10 protein-coding genes, 1 tRNA gene and 1 pseudogene are annotated in these 13,126 nt (G+C 63.6%); 6 read left to right on the top strand and 6 right to left on the bottom strand.

Going from position 1 to position 13,126, the window contains the following annotated elements:
- Position 1: 1 nt before the first annotated feature.
- Positions 2 to 958 carry an ABC transporter permease gene (locus tag ACLLJI_RS02125; RefSeq protein ID WP_434617383.1) on the bottom strand — a complete coding sequence of 319 codons (957 nt, stop codon included), beginning with the start codon at positions 956 to 958 and terminating at the stop codon, positions 2 to 4.
- Between the two features lie 127 nt (positions 959 to 1,085).
- Positions 1,086 to 2,714, bottom strand: a complete 1,629-nt coding sequence (locus ACLLJI_RS02130; RefSeq protein WP_434617386.1) for an ABC transporter substrate-binding protein — start codon at positions 2,712 to 2,714, stop codon at positions 1,086 to 1,088.
- Positions 2,715 to 2,999: 285 nt separating this feature from the next.
- Between ACLLJI_RS02130 and ACLLJI_RS02135 the strand changes: the two genes are divergently transcribed.
- Entirely contained in the window at positions 3,000 to 3,728 is a 729-nt protein-coding gene (locus ACLLJI_RS02135) for a FadR/GntR family transcriptional regulator (protein ID WP_434617389.1), read from the top strand.
- 83 nt (positions 3,729 to 3,811) lie between these two features.
- Here ACLLJI_RS02135 and ACLLJI_RS02140 read toward each other — a convergent pair.
- Positions 3,812 to 3,887, bottom strand: a tRNA-Arg gene (locus ACLLJI_RS02140).
- 265 nt (positions 3,888 to 4,152) lie between these two features.
- On the opposite strand from ACLLJI_RS02140, the gene ACLLJI_RS02145 reads away from it, so the two are divergent.
- The 3 genes from ACLLJI_RS02145 (at position 4,153) to ACLLJI_RS02155 (ending at position 7,842) form a co-directional block, all read left to right on the top strand.
- Positions 4,153 to 5,979: a phosphoenolpyruvate carboxykinase (GTP) gene (locus ACLLJI_RS02145; RefSeq protein ID WP_434617392.1), complete on the top strand. Its 1,827-nt coding sequence runs from the start codon at positions 4,153 to 4,155 to the stop codon at positions 5,977 to 5,979.
- 73 nt (positions 5,980 to 6,052) lie between these two features.
- Entirely contained in the window at positions 6,053 to 6,547 is a 495-nt protein-coding gene (locus ACLLJI_RS02150; RefSeq protein WP_434617395.1) for an RrF2 family transcriptional regulator, read from the top strand.
- A 128-nt stretch (positions 6,548 to 6,675) separates the two neighbouring features.
- Positions 6,676 to 7,842 (top strand): globin domain-containing protein, encoded by a 1,167-nt coding sequence (locus ACLLJI_RS02155; RefSeq protein ID WP_434617398.1) that lies wholly within the window; start codon positions 6,676 to 6,678, stop codon positions 7,840 to 7,842.
- Between the two features lie 136 nt (positions 7,843 to 7,978).
- On the opposite strand, the gene ACLLJI_RS02160 is transcribed toward ACLLJI_RS02155, so the two are convergent.
- Positions 7,979 to 8,533 carry a hypothetical protein gene (locus tag ACLLJI_RS02160; protein ID WP_434617401.1) on the bottom strand — a complete coding sequence of 185 codons (555 nt, stop codon included), beginning with the start codon at positions 8,531 to 8,533 and terminating at the stop codon, positions 7,979 to 7,981.
- On the bottom strand, positions 8,533 to 9,963 hold the full coding sequence (locus ACLLJI_RS02165; RefSeq protein ID WP_434617404.1) for a phosphomannomutase/phosphoglucomutase: 1,431 nt from the start codon (positions 9,961 to 9,963) through the stop codon (positions 8,533 to 8,535). Before ACLLJI_RS02165 ends, ACLLJI_RS02160 begins: the two co-directional genes overlap by 1 nt.
- Before the next feature lie 131 nt (positions 9,964 to 10,094).
- Between ACLLJI_RS02165 and ACLLJI_RS02170 the strand changes: the two genes are divergently transcribed.
- Together ACLLJI_RS02170 and ACLLJI_RS02175 are read left to right on the top strand one after the other, a co-directional pair.
- Positions 10,095 to 12,248, top strand: coding sequence for a RecQ family ATP-dependent DNA helicase (locus ACLLJI_RS02170; protein WP_434621090.1), 2,154 nt, complete (start codon positions 10,095 to 10,097; stop codon positions 12,246 to 12,248).
- A gap of 101 nt (positions 12,249 to 12,349) precedes the next feature.
- A pseudogene (locus ACLLJI_RS02175) lies at positions 12,350 to 12,479 on the top strand (3-isopropylmalate dehydratase small subunit); the annotation flags it as partial.
- Between the two features lie 49 nt (positions 12,480 to 12,528).
- Here the strand turns inward: ACLLJI_RS02175 and ACLLJI_RS02180 are convergent.
- A complete protein-coding gene (locus ACLLJI_RS02180; RefSeq protein WP_434617407.1) occupies positions 12,529 to 12,765 on the bottom strand; it encodes a hypothetical protein in 237 nt (78 codons plus the stop codon).
- Between the last annotated feature and the right edge of the window lie 361 nt (positions 12,766 to 13,126).

Consider the following 13,126-nt stretch of genomic DNA (forward strand, 5'->3'; position numbering starts at 1 on the left):
CTTAGACCGTCCTGATTCGGGGGTTGATGAGCAGGTAGAGCAGGTCGACAAGAATGTTCACCAGCACGAAGGTCACCGAAATGACGAGCACGACGCCCTGCACCAGATTGGTGTCCTTGTTGGTGATGCCGTTAAGGATCTGCTGGCCCATGCCGGGCAGGGAGAAGATCATTTCAATAACGACGGCGCCGCCCAGCAGGTACCCGACGCGCAGACCCAGCACGGTTATCGGGGTGACGAGCGCGTTGCGGAGGACATTCTTGGAGACGACTTCGCGGTACGGGACGCCGTTTCCGATGGCGGTCCGGACGTAGTCACGGTCCAGCTCTTCCACCATCGAGGTGCGGACCACGCGGATCAGTGATGCCGACACAGGGACGCCAAGGGCGAGGGCGGGGAGCGCCATGGAGCGGATCCAGCCGCTGAAACCTTCGGCCGGGTCGGCCAGGCCGCCGGAGGGGAATATCGAGTTGGTGCCGAGGGCGAACCATTGGATCAGCAGGATGCCGAGCCAGAACGAGGGGGTGGCGATCGCGGCGATGGAGAATACGCGGATGAGCTGGTCCACCCAGGTATCACGGTAGAGCGCGGCCAGTACGCCGAAGGCCAGCGCCAGCACGATCGCAATGAGCACGCCGAGGAAGGTCAGCTGGAGCGTGAGCGGGAAGGCCTGGGTGATGACCTCCGTGATGTTTTTCTGCGGAGGCAGGGTCTTGCCGAAGTCTCCGGTGATCAGATTTCCCAGATACCTGAAGTACTGCAGGAACATCGGATCGTTGAGGCCGTTTTCCACCCGGTACTGCTGCAGGGCTTCAGGAGTTGCACCTTCGCCGAGGGCTGCCACGGCGCGGTCGCCTGGGGCAAACTGCAGCACCACGAAGACCAGCAGGGTGACACCCAGGATCATCAGCGGAAGTGCTGCGAGCCGGCGTCCCAGCAGTCGCAATAACATTACCAATTTGTTTCTCCGGTTTTTATTGGTTTATCCGCAGTGGGTGCTGCGTCGTGGATTGAGACGTTCTGAGACCAGAGGGGCCATAGCCCGGGGGCCACAGCCCCTCTGGTCTGTGCTCTGCAGGTGGAAGCTAAGCCGTCCGGCCGACGCCGATAAAGCTCAGGCCCGTGGTCGGGAGCGGCGCGAAGCCCGAGAGCTTCTTGCTGTCCCAGGCGGTGGGGAGCTTGCGGTGGAAGATCGGGTAGAGCGGGGCTTCGTCGGCAACGATGTCGATGATTTCCTTGTACAGCTTCTTGGCGGCGTCCCCGGTGGCCTGCGTGGCCTGGTTCATCTTGGTCTGAACCGTGGCGTATGCGGGCTGGTCGGCCCAGCCGAAGCGGTTCTTGGCCCAGACATCGCCCCGGTAGAACCAGCTCAGCAGGATATCCGCGTCATTGCCGAAGACGGACGGGTCGCCGGGGGCGGCGACGACGTCGTACTTCAGACCGCCAACCTTGTCGGGTGCATACACGGCCGAGGAGGCCAGCGCTTCCAGGGTTGTGCTGACGCCGATGGCATCCCAGTTCTTCTTGATCAGCGGGCTGACGTCCTTGACCCAGGCGGTGTCCGTGGTGGTGAGCGTCAGGGACAGATTGCTGACCCCGGCATCGGAGAGCATCTTCTTTGCCTTGTCCGCATCGAAGCCGTAGACCGTGGCGGCCTTCTGGTAATCGGGGTGCGTGGGCTGGAAGTAGGATGTGGCCGCCGTTGCGTTCCCCAGCAGCGCCGTCTTGATGATGGCGTCCTTGTCCAACGCGTAATGCAGCGCCTGGCGGACTTCCTTCTTGTTGTACGGAGCCTTGGAGCAGTTGAACATCAGGAACAGCAGCCCGAAGGACTGCACGGACTCGACCTGGACCTTGGACTTCAGGCCGTCGACGTCCAGATACGGGACGTCTTCGATGGCCTGCACCCGGCCGGACTGGACGGCGGTCACACGGGCGGATGCATCGGAGAGCAGGAACCAGGTCATGCCCTTGGCCAGCGCCGGCTTCGGACCGTTGTAGGCGTCGTTGCGCTCAAAGACGATCTTGTCGTCCTTGGCGGCGGAGACGAACTTGTAGGGCCCGGTGCCGATGGGCTTGGCGTCGAAGGCCTTCTGGTCTGCGGAAGCGAGCGCCTTCGGGACCACCTTCACCACGGAGATGCGCGGGCCAAAGCCGGCGAACGGACTGGACAGCTTGAACTCAACGGTCTTGGCATCGACTGCCGTGACGGACTGGATGAAGGGAATGAACTGCGCGAAGAGGGCCTTGTTGGCCGGGTCCAGGACCCGGGTGAAGGAGTACACAACGTCTTCGGTGGTGACGGGCGTGCCGTCATGGAACAGCGCGCCATCGCGCAGCGTCACCTGGTAGGTGGTGTCGTCAATCTTCTTCGGGTCTGCGGCGGCCAGTGCGTTATACGGTTCCCGGGTGGCGGGGTGGAGCTCAACGAGGCCCTCGAAGATGTGCAGGTTTGCAGCCAGCGGAGTCGCTCCCGAGGAGGACATTGGGTCGAATCCGGTGGACAGTGAGTACGAGATGCCGGCCTCGATCGTCAGGTCCTTGTTAACCGCCGGGGTATTGGCGGCCGCGGACGTCGTCGTTGTCGACGAGCTGCCACACGCGGCCAGCGTGCCGGCGAACGCTGTTGCGGTGCCGAGGACGCCTGCCAGCTTTAGGAAGTTGCGACGCGACGCATCCTTTACCAAAGGCAGGTTCTCAAAAGTGCTACTCATATGGGCTCACCGTTTCGAAAGTTAGATATCGGACGTAGGACGTCCGATGCTTATAGTAAAACTGTAAGAGAGGTCACAGCCTCAGGTCAAGCGGATGGCAGGTCACAAGTTTATTACGGTGCGTGCCCAGGTGCCCGGGCACCGCATTGTCCCTGCTCTTCGGGCTGCTCCCTGAGGGCCCGTTTCATCCCGACATCGGACATCCGATATCATATGTTGCAGATCACTTGATTCGTGGCGCCAGCGGCGGTCATCTATCTTCGCACCATTTCCTAAGGAGTCAGATTGGCGACATCGGCAGTCGTACCGCAGGCACGATTCAGCGCGCAGACACGCTTGCGCGCCCTGCAGGCGGACATAATGGAGCTTATTTTGGACCGGGAGCTGGAGGCCGGCGATCCGCTGCCGACCGAAAGTGAACTCTCCTTGGCGCTGGGCGTAGGCCGCAATACGCTGCGAGAGTCACTGAAGGTGCTGCAGGCCCTGGGCGTGCTGGAAATCCGCCATGGCTTTGGCATGTTTGTCGCGCCCAGCAACTTCGAGGCGCTGGCAGACGGTCTGACTTTCCGTGGCCGGCTCTCGTTGCGGCACGAGGGACTCGAGGCACTGCAGCTTGTGGATGTCCGCCAGGCCCTGGAATCCGGGCTGATCGGAAGCTCCATTGACGTGATGACCGCGGAGCAGCTTGCCCGCATCGAAGCAGCCGTAGCACGGATGGAGCAGCTCGCGGCGCGGGGGGAGAGCTTCACCGAAGCCGATGCGCAATTCCACTCGCTGCTTTTTGAGCCGCTGGCCAATGACCTGCTCACCAGCCTGATGGACGTTTTCTGGAAGGTATACCGGAAGATCCATGTTGAAATCGGCGCTGAGACGGGCGATCTCACCGCCATAGCTGCCGTGCACCGGAGTATTTACAATGCCGTGGCGCTGAAGGACAAGACACTGTCCTCGGAACTGCTGAACCGTCACTTTGACGGGATCCGGCACCGAATTGCCGAGGTTGTCGCGGTCTGACGGCTGCGGTGGACGTTGGCAGCTTTTGGGCCCATTAAAAAGAGCCCCTGACCAGCGTTTCCGCGGGTCAGGGACTCTTTTTTTGGTGCGCGCGAAGGGATTCGAACCCCCAACCTTCTGATCCGTAGTCAGATGCTCTATCCGTTGAGCTACGCACGCATTCTTCAAACCGGCCCTCAAGCCGTATGCAACTTTAGCGTGAACACGGCCCAGTCACAAACCGGCGACGTCGTGTTTCCTCTTACTAGACCGGTCTACGTGATTCGTCTCACACAAATAATTTCCGTTCCGAGGAGAAATCCCCGGAATGTAGGGATATTTTCTCACGTCGGGGAAAGGAGATCCTACCTCCGGTCCCGGGAATAGCCGTGGTCGAGCCCCTAGCATTTATCACACACCGCCGACCCCGATGAAGGGAAAAGTCATGAGCGTTACGCCACTGCAGCAGTCTGTCGATCAGGCTCCGACTACGAATCAGCGCCTGCTTGATTGGGTGGCAGAGGTTGCCGCGCTCACCCAGCCGGATAAAATCCATTGGGTGGACGGCTCGGCGGGAGAATACGTACGCCTCACGGATGAAATGGTCGAGGCGGGCACCCTTGTCCGGCTGAATCCGGAGAAGTTCCCGAATTCGTTTGCCGGCTTCTCCGACCCCAAAGACGTGGCCCGGGTTGAAGAACAGACCTACATTTGTTCCAAAAACGAGCACGACGCCGGTTTCACCAACAATTGGATGGAACCGGAGCAGATGAAGGAGAAGCTGCGCGGCCTCTTCGCCGGCTCGATGCACGGGCGGACGATGTACGTCATTCCGTTCGTAATGGGGCACTTGGAAGCCGATGACCCCAAGTTCGGCGTGGAGATTACGGACAGCGCCTATGTAGTGGCCTCGATGCGGATCATGGCGCGCATCGGAACTCCCGTGCTCCGTAAACTGGAGGAACTGGACGCTTTCTTCGTACCGGCGCTGCACACCGTGGGAGCACCACTGCTCGATGGCCAGCCGGATGTCGCCTGGCCATGCAATGAGGAGAAGTGGATTGTGCACTTCCCGGAAGAGCGCGCCATCTGGTCTTATGGCTCCGGTTACGGCGGAAATGCCCTGCTGGGTAAAAAGTGCTATGCCCTGCGGATCGCCTCCGTGATGGCCCGCGACGAAGGTTGGCTGGCCGAGCACATGCTGATCCTTAAGCTGACTTCCCCGGAGCAAAAGACCTACTACATCACGGCGGCTTTCCCATCCGCATGCGGCAAGACGAACCTGGCGCTGCTGGATCCCACCATCAAGGGCTGGAAGGTGGAGACGCTGGGGGATGACATCACCTGGCTGCGCTTTGGTAAGGCCGGCCAGCTGCGCGCGGTTAATCCCGAGGATGGACTCTTCGGCGTCGCACCGGGCACGGGTTGGAGCACCAACCCCAATGCGATGCGGGCCATTGCCAAGGGCAATTCCATCTTCACGAACGTTGCACTCACGGACGACGGCGGCGTCTGGTGGGAGGGCATGACCGAGGAGACTCCGGCGCACCTGACCGACTGGCGCGGGGATTCCTGGACTCCGGATTCCGGCACTACCGCCGCGCATCCGAACTCGCGTTTCTGTACGCCGATCCATCAGGTCGACATGCTGGCACCGGAATACGATGAGCCCAACGGGGTGCCGATCTCCGCAATTCTGTTCGGCGGCCGACGCAAGACCACCATTCCGCTCGTCACGCAGGCCCGCGACTGGACTAATGGCATTTTTATGGGTTCTACGTTGTCCTCGGAAACGACGGCGGCCGCCGCCGGCCAGGTGGGCGTGGTGCGGCGGGATCCGATGGCCATGCTGCCGTTCATTGGCTACGACGCCGGCGACTACCTCAAGCACTGGCTGGAACTGAGCAAGACGGGAAACCAGGACAAGCTGCCGCAGATTTTCCTGGTCAACTGGTTCCGGCGGAAGGCAGACGGTTCCTTCGCATGGCCAGGCTTCGGGGACAATGCCCGAGTGCTGAAATGGGCCATCGAACGCCTCGAAGGGACGGCCGAAGCGGTGGAAACCCCCATCGGCTTTGTCCCCGCCCCTGGTTCCCTGGATGTGAGCGGTCTGGATCTGAGCGCCGAAGATGTGGCCGCGGCCGTCCGGGTAGACCCGGCGGAGTGGGCCACCGAGGCCGAGAGCATCCAGCAGTGGTACAGCCGGTTCGGCGATTCCCTCCCGGACGAGTTGGCTGCGGAGCTGGAAGGCCTGAAGTCCCGACTGGGCTGACATTCCCGTGGTGAAACCGACCCGCCGATTGGATTCGGCGGGTCGGTTTTTCTGTTCCGGATACTGTTGATGGGTGCGAATAAACGCTTTTTCGGATTTGTGCCTGCGCGTCGTCATGCTGTTGGCGGCCCCTGAGTGCACCTCCCCGCAGGTCACCTCCCCGCAGGGTAGCGCCGTGAAGGGAAGTGCCCTGCTGACCTCACAGCAGATTGCCGACAGTGTCGGCATCCCCTACAACCACGTCAGCAAGGCGGTGATCCGGCTTCGCGAACTGGGTCTGGTGGACGTCACCCGTGGACGAGGTGGGGGCGCCGTCATCAGCAGCCGCGGCCGGAGCGCGACCGTGGGCTGGCTGCTGCGGAGGCTGGATGTCCGGCCCGACGTGGCTGATTGCCACACCGCGAGCGGGGACTGTCCGCTGAGCGACGGCTGCGGACTCCGCGGTGCCCTTGCGCGCGCCCGGGAGGCCTTCTATGCCGAGCTCGACGACGTCGTCATCGCGTCCCTCGCGGAGAACCGCCAAAGCGACCGCGTCTTTGTGGCCTTGGACACAGTGTTTCGTTCCTGACCCTCAATTCCGGGGTATCTCTGCGATCGGCAAAACTTTTTTCTACGAATCGTAGAAAACGTCCGAAATGTAGCATTTCCAATGCTAGTTTGGTCTTGTCGGTAATCACCAGTACCAAGGAGAAACCAATGCTTTCGGATCAGGCCCGTCCCATCGTAGAAGCCACCATGCCGCTGGTAGCGGAACGTCTGCCCAGGATCACTCCAAACTTTTACGCCAGGATGTTTGCGGCTCATCCGGAACTCCTCGACGGTCTGTTCAGCCGCTCCAACCAGGCCAGCGGCATACAGCAGCAGGCGCTCGCGGGCAGCATCGTCGCTTTCGCCTCGCATCTGGTGGCCCATCCGGATTCCGTCCCGGAGACCGTCCTCTCCCGCATCGCCCACAAACATGCGTCCCTGGGCATCGTGGAGGAGCAGTACCCGATCGTTTACAAGTACCTCTTTGAGGCCATCGCCGAGGAACTGTCCGACGTGATCACCGACGAGATCGCCGGAGCGTGGAGCGAGGTCTACTGGCTGATGGCGCACGCGCTGATCAAGATCGAAAAGGGGCTGTACGCTCAGGCCGCCAATGACAAGCCCTTTTGCCCGTGGGTTCTGGTCAGCAAGGAGGTCGCCGGCATCGGCTCCATGACGTTCACCTTCGAGCCGGCCGACGATACACCCGTCAGCCCCTCCCGGCCGGGCCAGTTCATCACCATCAAGGTGCCCATGCCCGACGGTATCCACCAGGTCCGGCAGTACTCCCTGCACTCCGATACGCACGCGGCGCGGCGCGTTTTCACCACCAAGATCGACGTGGACGGTGAAGTGTCGCCGGTGCTGCACAACACCGTCAAGGTCGGGGACGTGCTGGAGCTTTCCAACCCCTACGGCGACGTCACCCTCGGCGCCGGCGACCACCCGCTGGTGCTGGCTTCGGCCGGAATCGGCTGCACGCCCACGGCGTCAATTCTGCGTTCGCTGGTGGACAGCGGCTCCGACCGCGATGTGCTGGTGCTGCACGCGGACCAGGGGCTGGAGAACTGGGCACTGCAGAAGCAGATGAGCGCGGATGTGGAGAAGCTGGACTCGGCGGAGCTACAGCTCTGGCTCGAGCGTCCGGAGGAAGGATACAACAAGGGGTTCATGACCCTGGAGGGACTGGATATTCCGCAGGATGCCTCCGTTTACCTGTGCGGACCATTGCCGTTCATGAAGAGCATCCGCTCGCAGGCACTGGCCACGGGCATCCCCGCCGAGCGCATCCACTACGAGGTCTTCGGCCCCGATCTCTGGCTCGCTACCGCCTGACCCCGCCAGTTGACGGGGCCTGTCCCGGCCCCGGACCCCGTGGCTGATAACGACCTTGTTATGGATGATGCAGTCGGCGCCCATGTTTTTGAACAACATGGGCGCCGACTGCGTCATCGATTAAAGGGGAGAAGTGCTAGATCCAGATCTGCGGCTCTTCCGCTTCCCAGACCGGCTCGCTGAAGTTCCATCCGGGTGTCCGCGTGTAGGCCTGTACCGCGGCAACGCAGACGCCGCTGCGGTGCTCGGTCACCACATGGATTGCATCGGTACCCTCGTCCGGCAGATGGATATCACAGACGACGGCGGCGGCCCGGTGCACGTCCTTCTGCTGGCGCAGCACCTCATACAGGTCCGCGATCATCGCGTCGGCAGCCAACCCGCCGTCGGCTTCGGGACTGGCGGCTTCCGGACCGTCGGCGTGCGGCCCGCTCTCCGCGCCGGCAGGGGAGACGGTCAGCATGCGGATCCCGTCGTCGTCGCCCACGGCCAGCGCAACCGGCAGGAACGCGCCGTGTGCCTCAAGCTGCTCTTGGGCGATGCCGAGAGCGGTCCCCAGCAGTTTGTTCAGGTCGTCCCTGTCGGCGTCGTCGGGCGGCGTTTGGTCGGGTGCAGTTTGGTCGGGCAGCGCTTGGTCGAGCCCCGCCATAAGGGTTGCCCCCTGTACGCCGTCAGCATCTTCCGCGGTCATTACTGGCGCACCAAGGCCAGAACGTCGTCGCGCGTGGAGATCATGGTCGCAGCATCGATGGCCTCGGCATTGAGCCGCAGGTACGGTTCGGTGTTGGAGGCCCGCAGATTAAACCACCACTCTCCGTTGTCCGCCGTGAAGGTCAGCCCGTCCAGCTCGTCCAGTGTCACGCCGTCGCGCTCATAGGCGGCGCGGACGCGGGCCACCGCGGCGGGAATGTCGGCCAGTCTGGAGTTGATTTCCCCGGAGGAGACGTAAGGTTCATATTCGCGTCCGAGCTCGGAGAGCGGACCGTCCTGCTCGCCGAGGGCGGCCAGCACGTGCATGGCGGCCAGCATGCCGGTGTCGGCGTTAAAGAAGTCGCGGAAGTAATAGTGCGCGGAGTGCTCGCCGCCAAAAACCGCGGCTTCCTGCGCCATGACGGCCTTGATGAAGGAGTGCCCCACCCTGGTGCGGACCGGACGGCCACCGTCGGCCGTGACGAGTTCCGGAACGGCGCGGGAGGTGATCAGGTTGTGAATGATGACCGGTGTCAGTTCGGGAGCGCGGGTGGCGGACCCGGCCTTGGCGCGGGCGATCTCGCGGCGGGCCACCAGTGCAGTCACGGCGGACGGCGAAACGGGGGTGCCCTTTTCGTCGATCACAAAGCAGCGGTCGGCGTCGCCGTCGAACGCCAGACCAATGTTCGCGCCGTGGGCGACGACGGCGGCCTGCAGGTCGCGCAGGTTGGCCGGCTCCAGCGGGTTGGCCGGGTGATTGGGGAAGGACCCGTCCAGCTCGAAGTACAGCGGGACGATTTCAAACGGCAGCGCGGGGAGCAACTGGCTACCGAGCACGGCTGGGGTGGTCATGCCGGCCATTCCGTTACCGGCGTCGACGACGATCTTCAGCGGCCGGGATCCGCTCAAATCAACGAGGCTCCGCAGATATTCCGCGTATTCCCGGAGAACATCCTGCTCGCTGATGCTGCCGGTGGAACCGGCGCCTGGGATGCCCTCGGCAAGATATTTTTCACTCAGATGCTGGATCTCCACCAGCCCGGTTTCGGAGGAAACCGGGATGGCGCCCGCTTTGGCCATTTTGATTCCGTTGTATTCAGCGGGATTGTGGCTGGCCGTGAACATTGCACCGGCGGCCTGGAGCGAACCGCAGGCGAAGTACAGCTCATCCGTGGAGATCAGGTTCAGCAGCTTCACGTCGGCGCCGCGGGTTGTGGCGCCCCGGGCGAACGCGGCGCAGAACTCGGGGGAGGAGGGGCGCATATCGCCGCCCACCAGCACCGTCTGCCCGCCGAGTTCCAGAACATCCACGAAGGCGGCGCCGACCGCCTCGACGATATCCGCCGTGATAGTTTCGCCGACAATCCCGCGCACGTCGTAGGCCTTGAAGGAGCTGGAAAGGTCGATTCGGGTGTTTTCTACGCTAGTCACGTGCCTAGCGTAACGCGAGCGGACCTGCAAAGTGCGGAGCGCTTGCCGGGGTGGAGCGCTGAGCAGACTTATCCACACCGTCCGGCAGGCAAGGGCATCGTGTCAGGGCAGGCTGGAATACTGAGGGGATGATGCAGCAAAGCCTTCGACCCCAGACACACGATTCCGGCCGGTCCACCCGCGAACAGGCCCTGGCCGTCCTCTGCAAACTTGTTGGTTCTCCGGGCGCCCAATTCCACGACGGGCAGTTTGAAGCCATTGAGGCGCTGGTCGACGCTGGCCGGCGGGCATTGGTAGTCCAGCGCACCGGCTGGGGAAAGTCGGCAGTCTACTTCGTCGCGTCGTTGCTGCTGCGGGCCCGCGGCGCCGGTCCGACGCTCATCGTGTCTCCTCTGCTGGCGCTGATGCGGGACCAGGTGGCGGCTGCCGAGCGGGCCGGGGTTCGCGCCATGGCCATTAACTCTGCCAATGCGACCGAGTGGGATCTGGTGCGCGAAGCGCTTGCGGCGGACGAGGTGGATGTGCTGCTGGTGTCGCCGGAGCGGCTTACAAACCCTTCGTTCCGCGAGAACCAGCTGCCGGAGCTGGTCCGCCGGACCGGTCTGCTGGTGATTGATGAGGCGCACTGCATTTCCGACTGGGGGCATGATTTCCGGCCCGATTACCGGCGGATCGCGGACCTGATCGCCAGGCTGCCGGAAGACGTGCCCGTACTCGCCACCACGGCGACAGCCAACTCGCGCGTCGTCGCGGATATCGAGGAACAGCTGGGAACGGACGTCTTCACCATCCGCGGCGGACTGGCCCGCGAATCGCTGCGGCTGGGGGTTCTCCGGTTGCCGGATTCACGCGACCGGCTCGGCTGGCTGCTCACACATCTGGACGAACTGCCGGGCAGCGGCATCATCTATACGCTCACCGTCTCCGCCGCCGAGGATACCGCCAGGATGCTTGCGGAGGCGGGGCATGAGGTTCTTCCCTACACCGGGCGGACGGATCCGATGGACCGTGAATCGGCCGAACAAAAGCTCAAGGAAAACCTTGTGAAGGCCCTGGTGGCGACCAGCGCGCTGGGGATGGGCTTCGACAAGCCGGATCTGGGTTTCGTGCTCCATTTGGGTGCTCCTTCCTCGCCCGTGGCCTACTACCAGCAGGTTGGGCGCGCCGGGCGCGGGTCCGCCAACGCGGATGTCCTCTTGCTTCCGGGCACGGAGGACAAGGACATCTGGCAGTACTTTGCGACGGCATCGATGCCCTCGGAGCAGAAGGCTGCCGCGGTGCTCGAAGCGCTCGCGGAGGCCGGTCGGCCCGTCTCCACGGTGGCCTTGGAAGCCCGGGTGGATCTGCGCCGGACTCCCCTGGAGCTGCTGCTGAAGGTGCTGGCCGTCGACGGCGCCGTGGAGCGCGCGGCAGGCGGCTGGCAGTCCACGGGGCAGGCCTGGGTATACGACGGGGAGCGTTACCAGCGGATTGCCGCTGCGCGCGTGAACGAGCAGGATTCGATGGTCGTTTACGAGCAGACTGCCGGTTGCCGGATGGAGTACCTCGCCGCTGCGCTCGATGATGACACCGCTGCGCCGTGCGGGCGCTGCGACAACTGCACGGACCGGTGGTTTTCGGACGCGGTGGACAGCTCTGCGGCGTCAAAAGCGGGCGAGACCCTCCGCCGTGCCGGCGTGATAGTCGAGCCACGCTTGCAGTGGCCCAGCGGAATGGACCGACTCGGCGTCCCGGTCAAGGGGAAACTCAAGCCGGAGGAGTTGAACGGAACCGGGCGGGCCCTCTCGCGGCTGACGGACCTGGGCTGGGGCGGGGCGCTGCGCACGCTCTTTGCCGCGGGGGCCGAGGATGCGGAAGTCGATCCGGCCCTGCTGCAGGCCTGCGTCGGGGTCCTCCGGGACTGGGGCCAGTCCGGCTGGAGCGGTGAGGGCAGGCCGGCGGCAATAGTCGCGGTTCCGTCCCGCACGAAGCCACGCGTGGTGCGGTCCCTGGCGGAGGGGATTTCCTCTGTGGGGCATCTTCCGCTGCTGGGGGAGTTGAGTTTGCTGCACGGCGGCCCCACCGGACAACGCGGCGGAAACAGTGCCTACCGTTTGGCCGGTGTCTGGGACCAGTTCGGCGTGGGCGCGGAGCTTGCACAGGCGCTGGAACCATTTGCCGGTCAGCCTGTCCTGCTCATCGATGACCTGGTGGACAGCCGCTGGACGCTCACCGTGGCGGGCCGGGCACTGCGCCAGGCCGGTGCCGGCGCGGTGCTACCGCTGGTGCTGGCGCAGGCAGGCTAAAGGCAGCAGCTATTCGCTGCCTCCGCAGGGATCACGCCATTCCAAGTGGGTATTTTCGTTGGTTCGTCGGGGGTTATGCTGCGGTCCCTCTTCGTGTTTGCTGGCGGTTGCTGGAGGGCCTGGATGATATCGGGCTGACGCTGCGCCACGAAGCGGACATCACGGGACATCACCGCGTTCGAAGCGACGCGGCCGGCCTTCAGACCGACGACTCTGCCCGTGCGGACGTAGCCGGCGCCTGCTCCGGAGGTTCCTTGCCGGGATGGGGCAGATGCCCGGTTCAGCCGCACCCCCCAATTACCCGGCAATACCTTCCGGTAGAAGTCCATGTAACCAATGCGGTCCTGATCGTGCGGACCTCCTGCTGGAGTTCCGGTGCGGGCAACCCGAGCGTGTGCAGGTGAGCGCGGCTGAGCGATTTGCCGGGCGACCCGGAGAGTCCGTCGGCGAAGTCCAGCACCCGCTGCACCCGTCTGATGTGGCTGGCGCACGGCAGCAGCAGCATGGTAATTTCCATCTGCTCCCTGCGGACAGGACAGGATTTCAGTTCTCCCGGCAGGGGGCGCCTTGAAAGTATTTGGTCCAGGGCGGCAACACCCTCCCAAAAGGGAAGCGCCACTACCAGATCGCCACTGCCAGATCCCGGGCCGTCCGCCCGCGACGGCACCGGTTTCGGACCGGGCCCCCGCTGCGGCACCCCGGTCGTCGCGACGGCACCAGCTGCGGACGAAGGCACCCCACCGACCCACCCGCCTGGATCCAAACCCCCGACGAACTAACGCAAATGCCCACTAGGTGCGTGGGTCAGTAGTCCGTCCTAGTTTTAAAACGCCGGCGAATTATTTAAAACGCCGGCGGATTAGCCGGGCTGCCGGATG

It is taken from the genome of Arthrobacter sp. A5 (assembly GCF_051131705.1).
In the GTDB taxonomy this organism is placed as follows: Bacteria; Actinomycetota; Actinomycetes; order Actinomycetales; family Micrococcaceae; genus Arthrobacter_M.

Coding starts and splice junctions, on each gene's coding strand:
- ACLLJI_RS02180 (WP_434617407.1), bottom strand. CDS start 12,765: ATGGAAATTACCATGCTGCTGCTGCCGTGCGCCAGCCACATCAGACGG.
- ACLLJI_RS02170 (WP_434621090.1), top strand. CDS start 10,095: ATGCAGCAAAGCCTTCGACCCCAGACACACGATTCCGGCCGGTCCACC.
- ACLLJI_RS02130 (WP_434617386.1), bottom strand. CDS start 2,714: ATGAGTAGCACTTTTGAGAACCTGCCTTTGGTAAAGGATGCGTCGCGT.
- ACLLJI_RS02155 (WP_434617398.1), top strand. CDS start 6,676: ATGCTTTCGGATCAGGCCCGTCCCATCGTAGAAGCCACCATGCCGCTG.
- ACLLJI_RS02145 (WP_434617392.1), top strand. CDS start 4,153: ATGAGCGTTACGCCACTGCAGCAGTCTGTCGATCAGGCTCCGACTACG.
- ACLLJI_RS02160 (WP_434617401.1), bottom strand. CDS start 8,533: ATGACCGCGGAAGATGCTGACGGCGTACAGGGGGCAACCCTTATGGCG.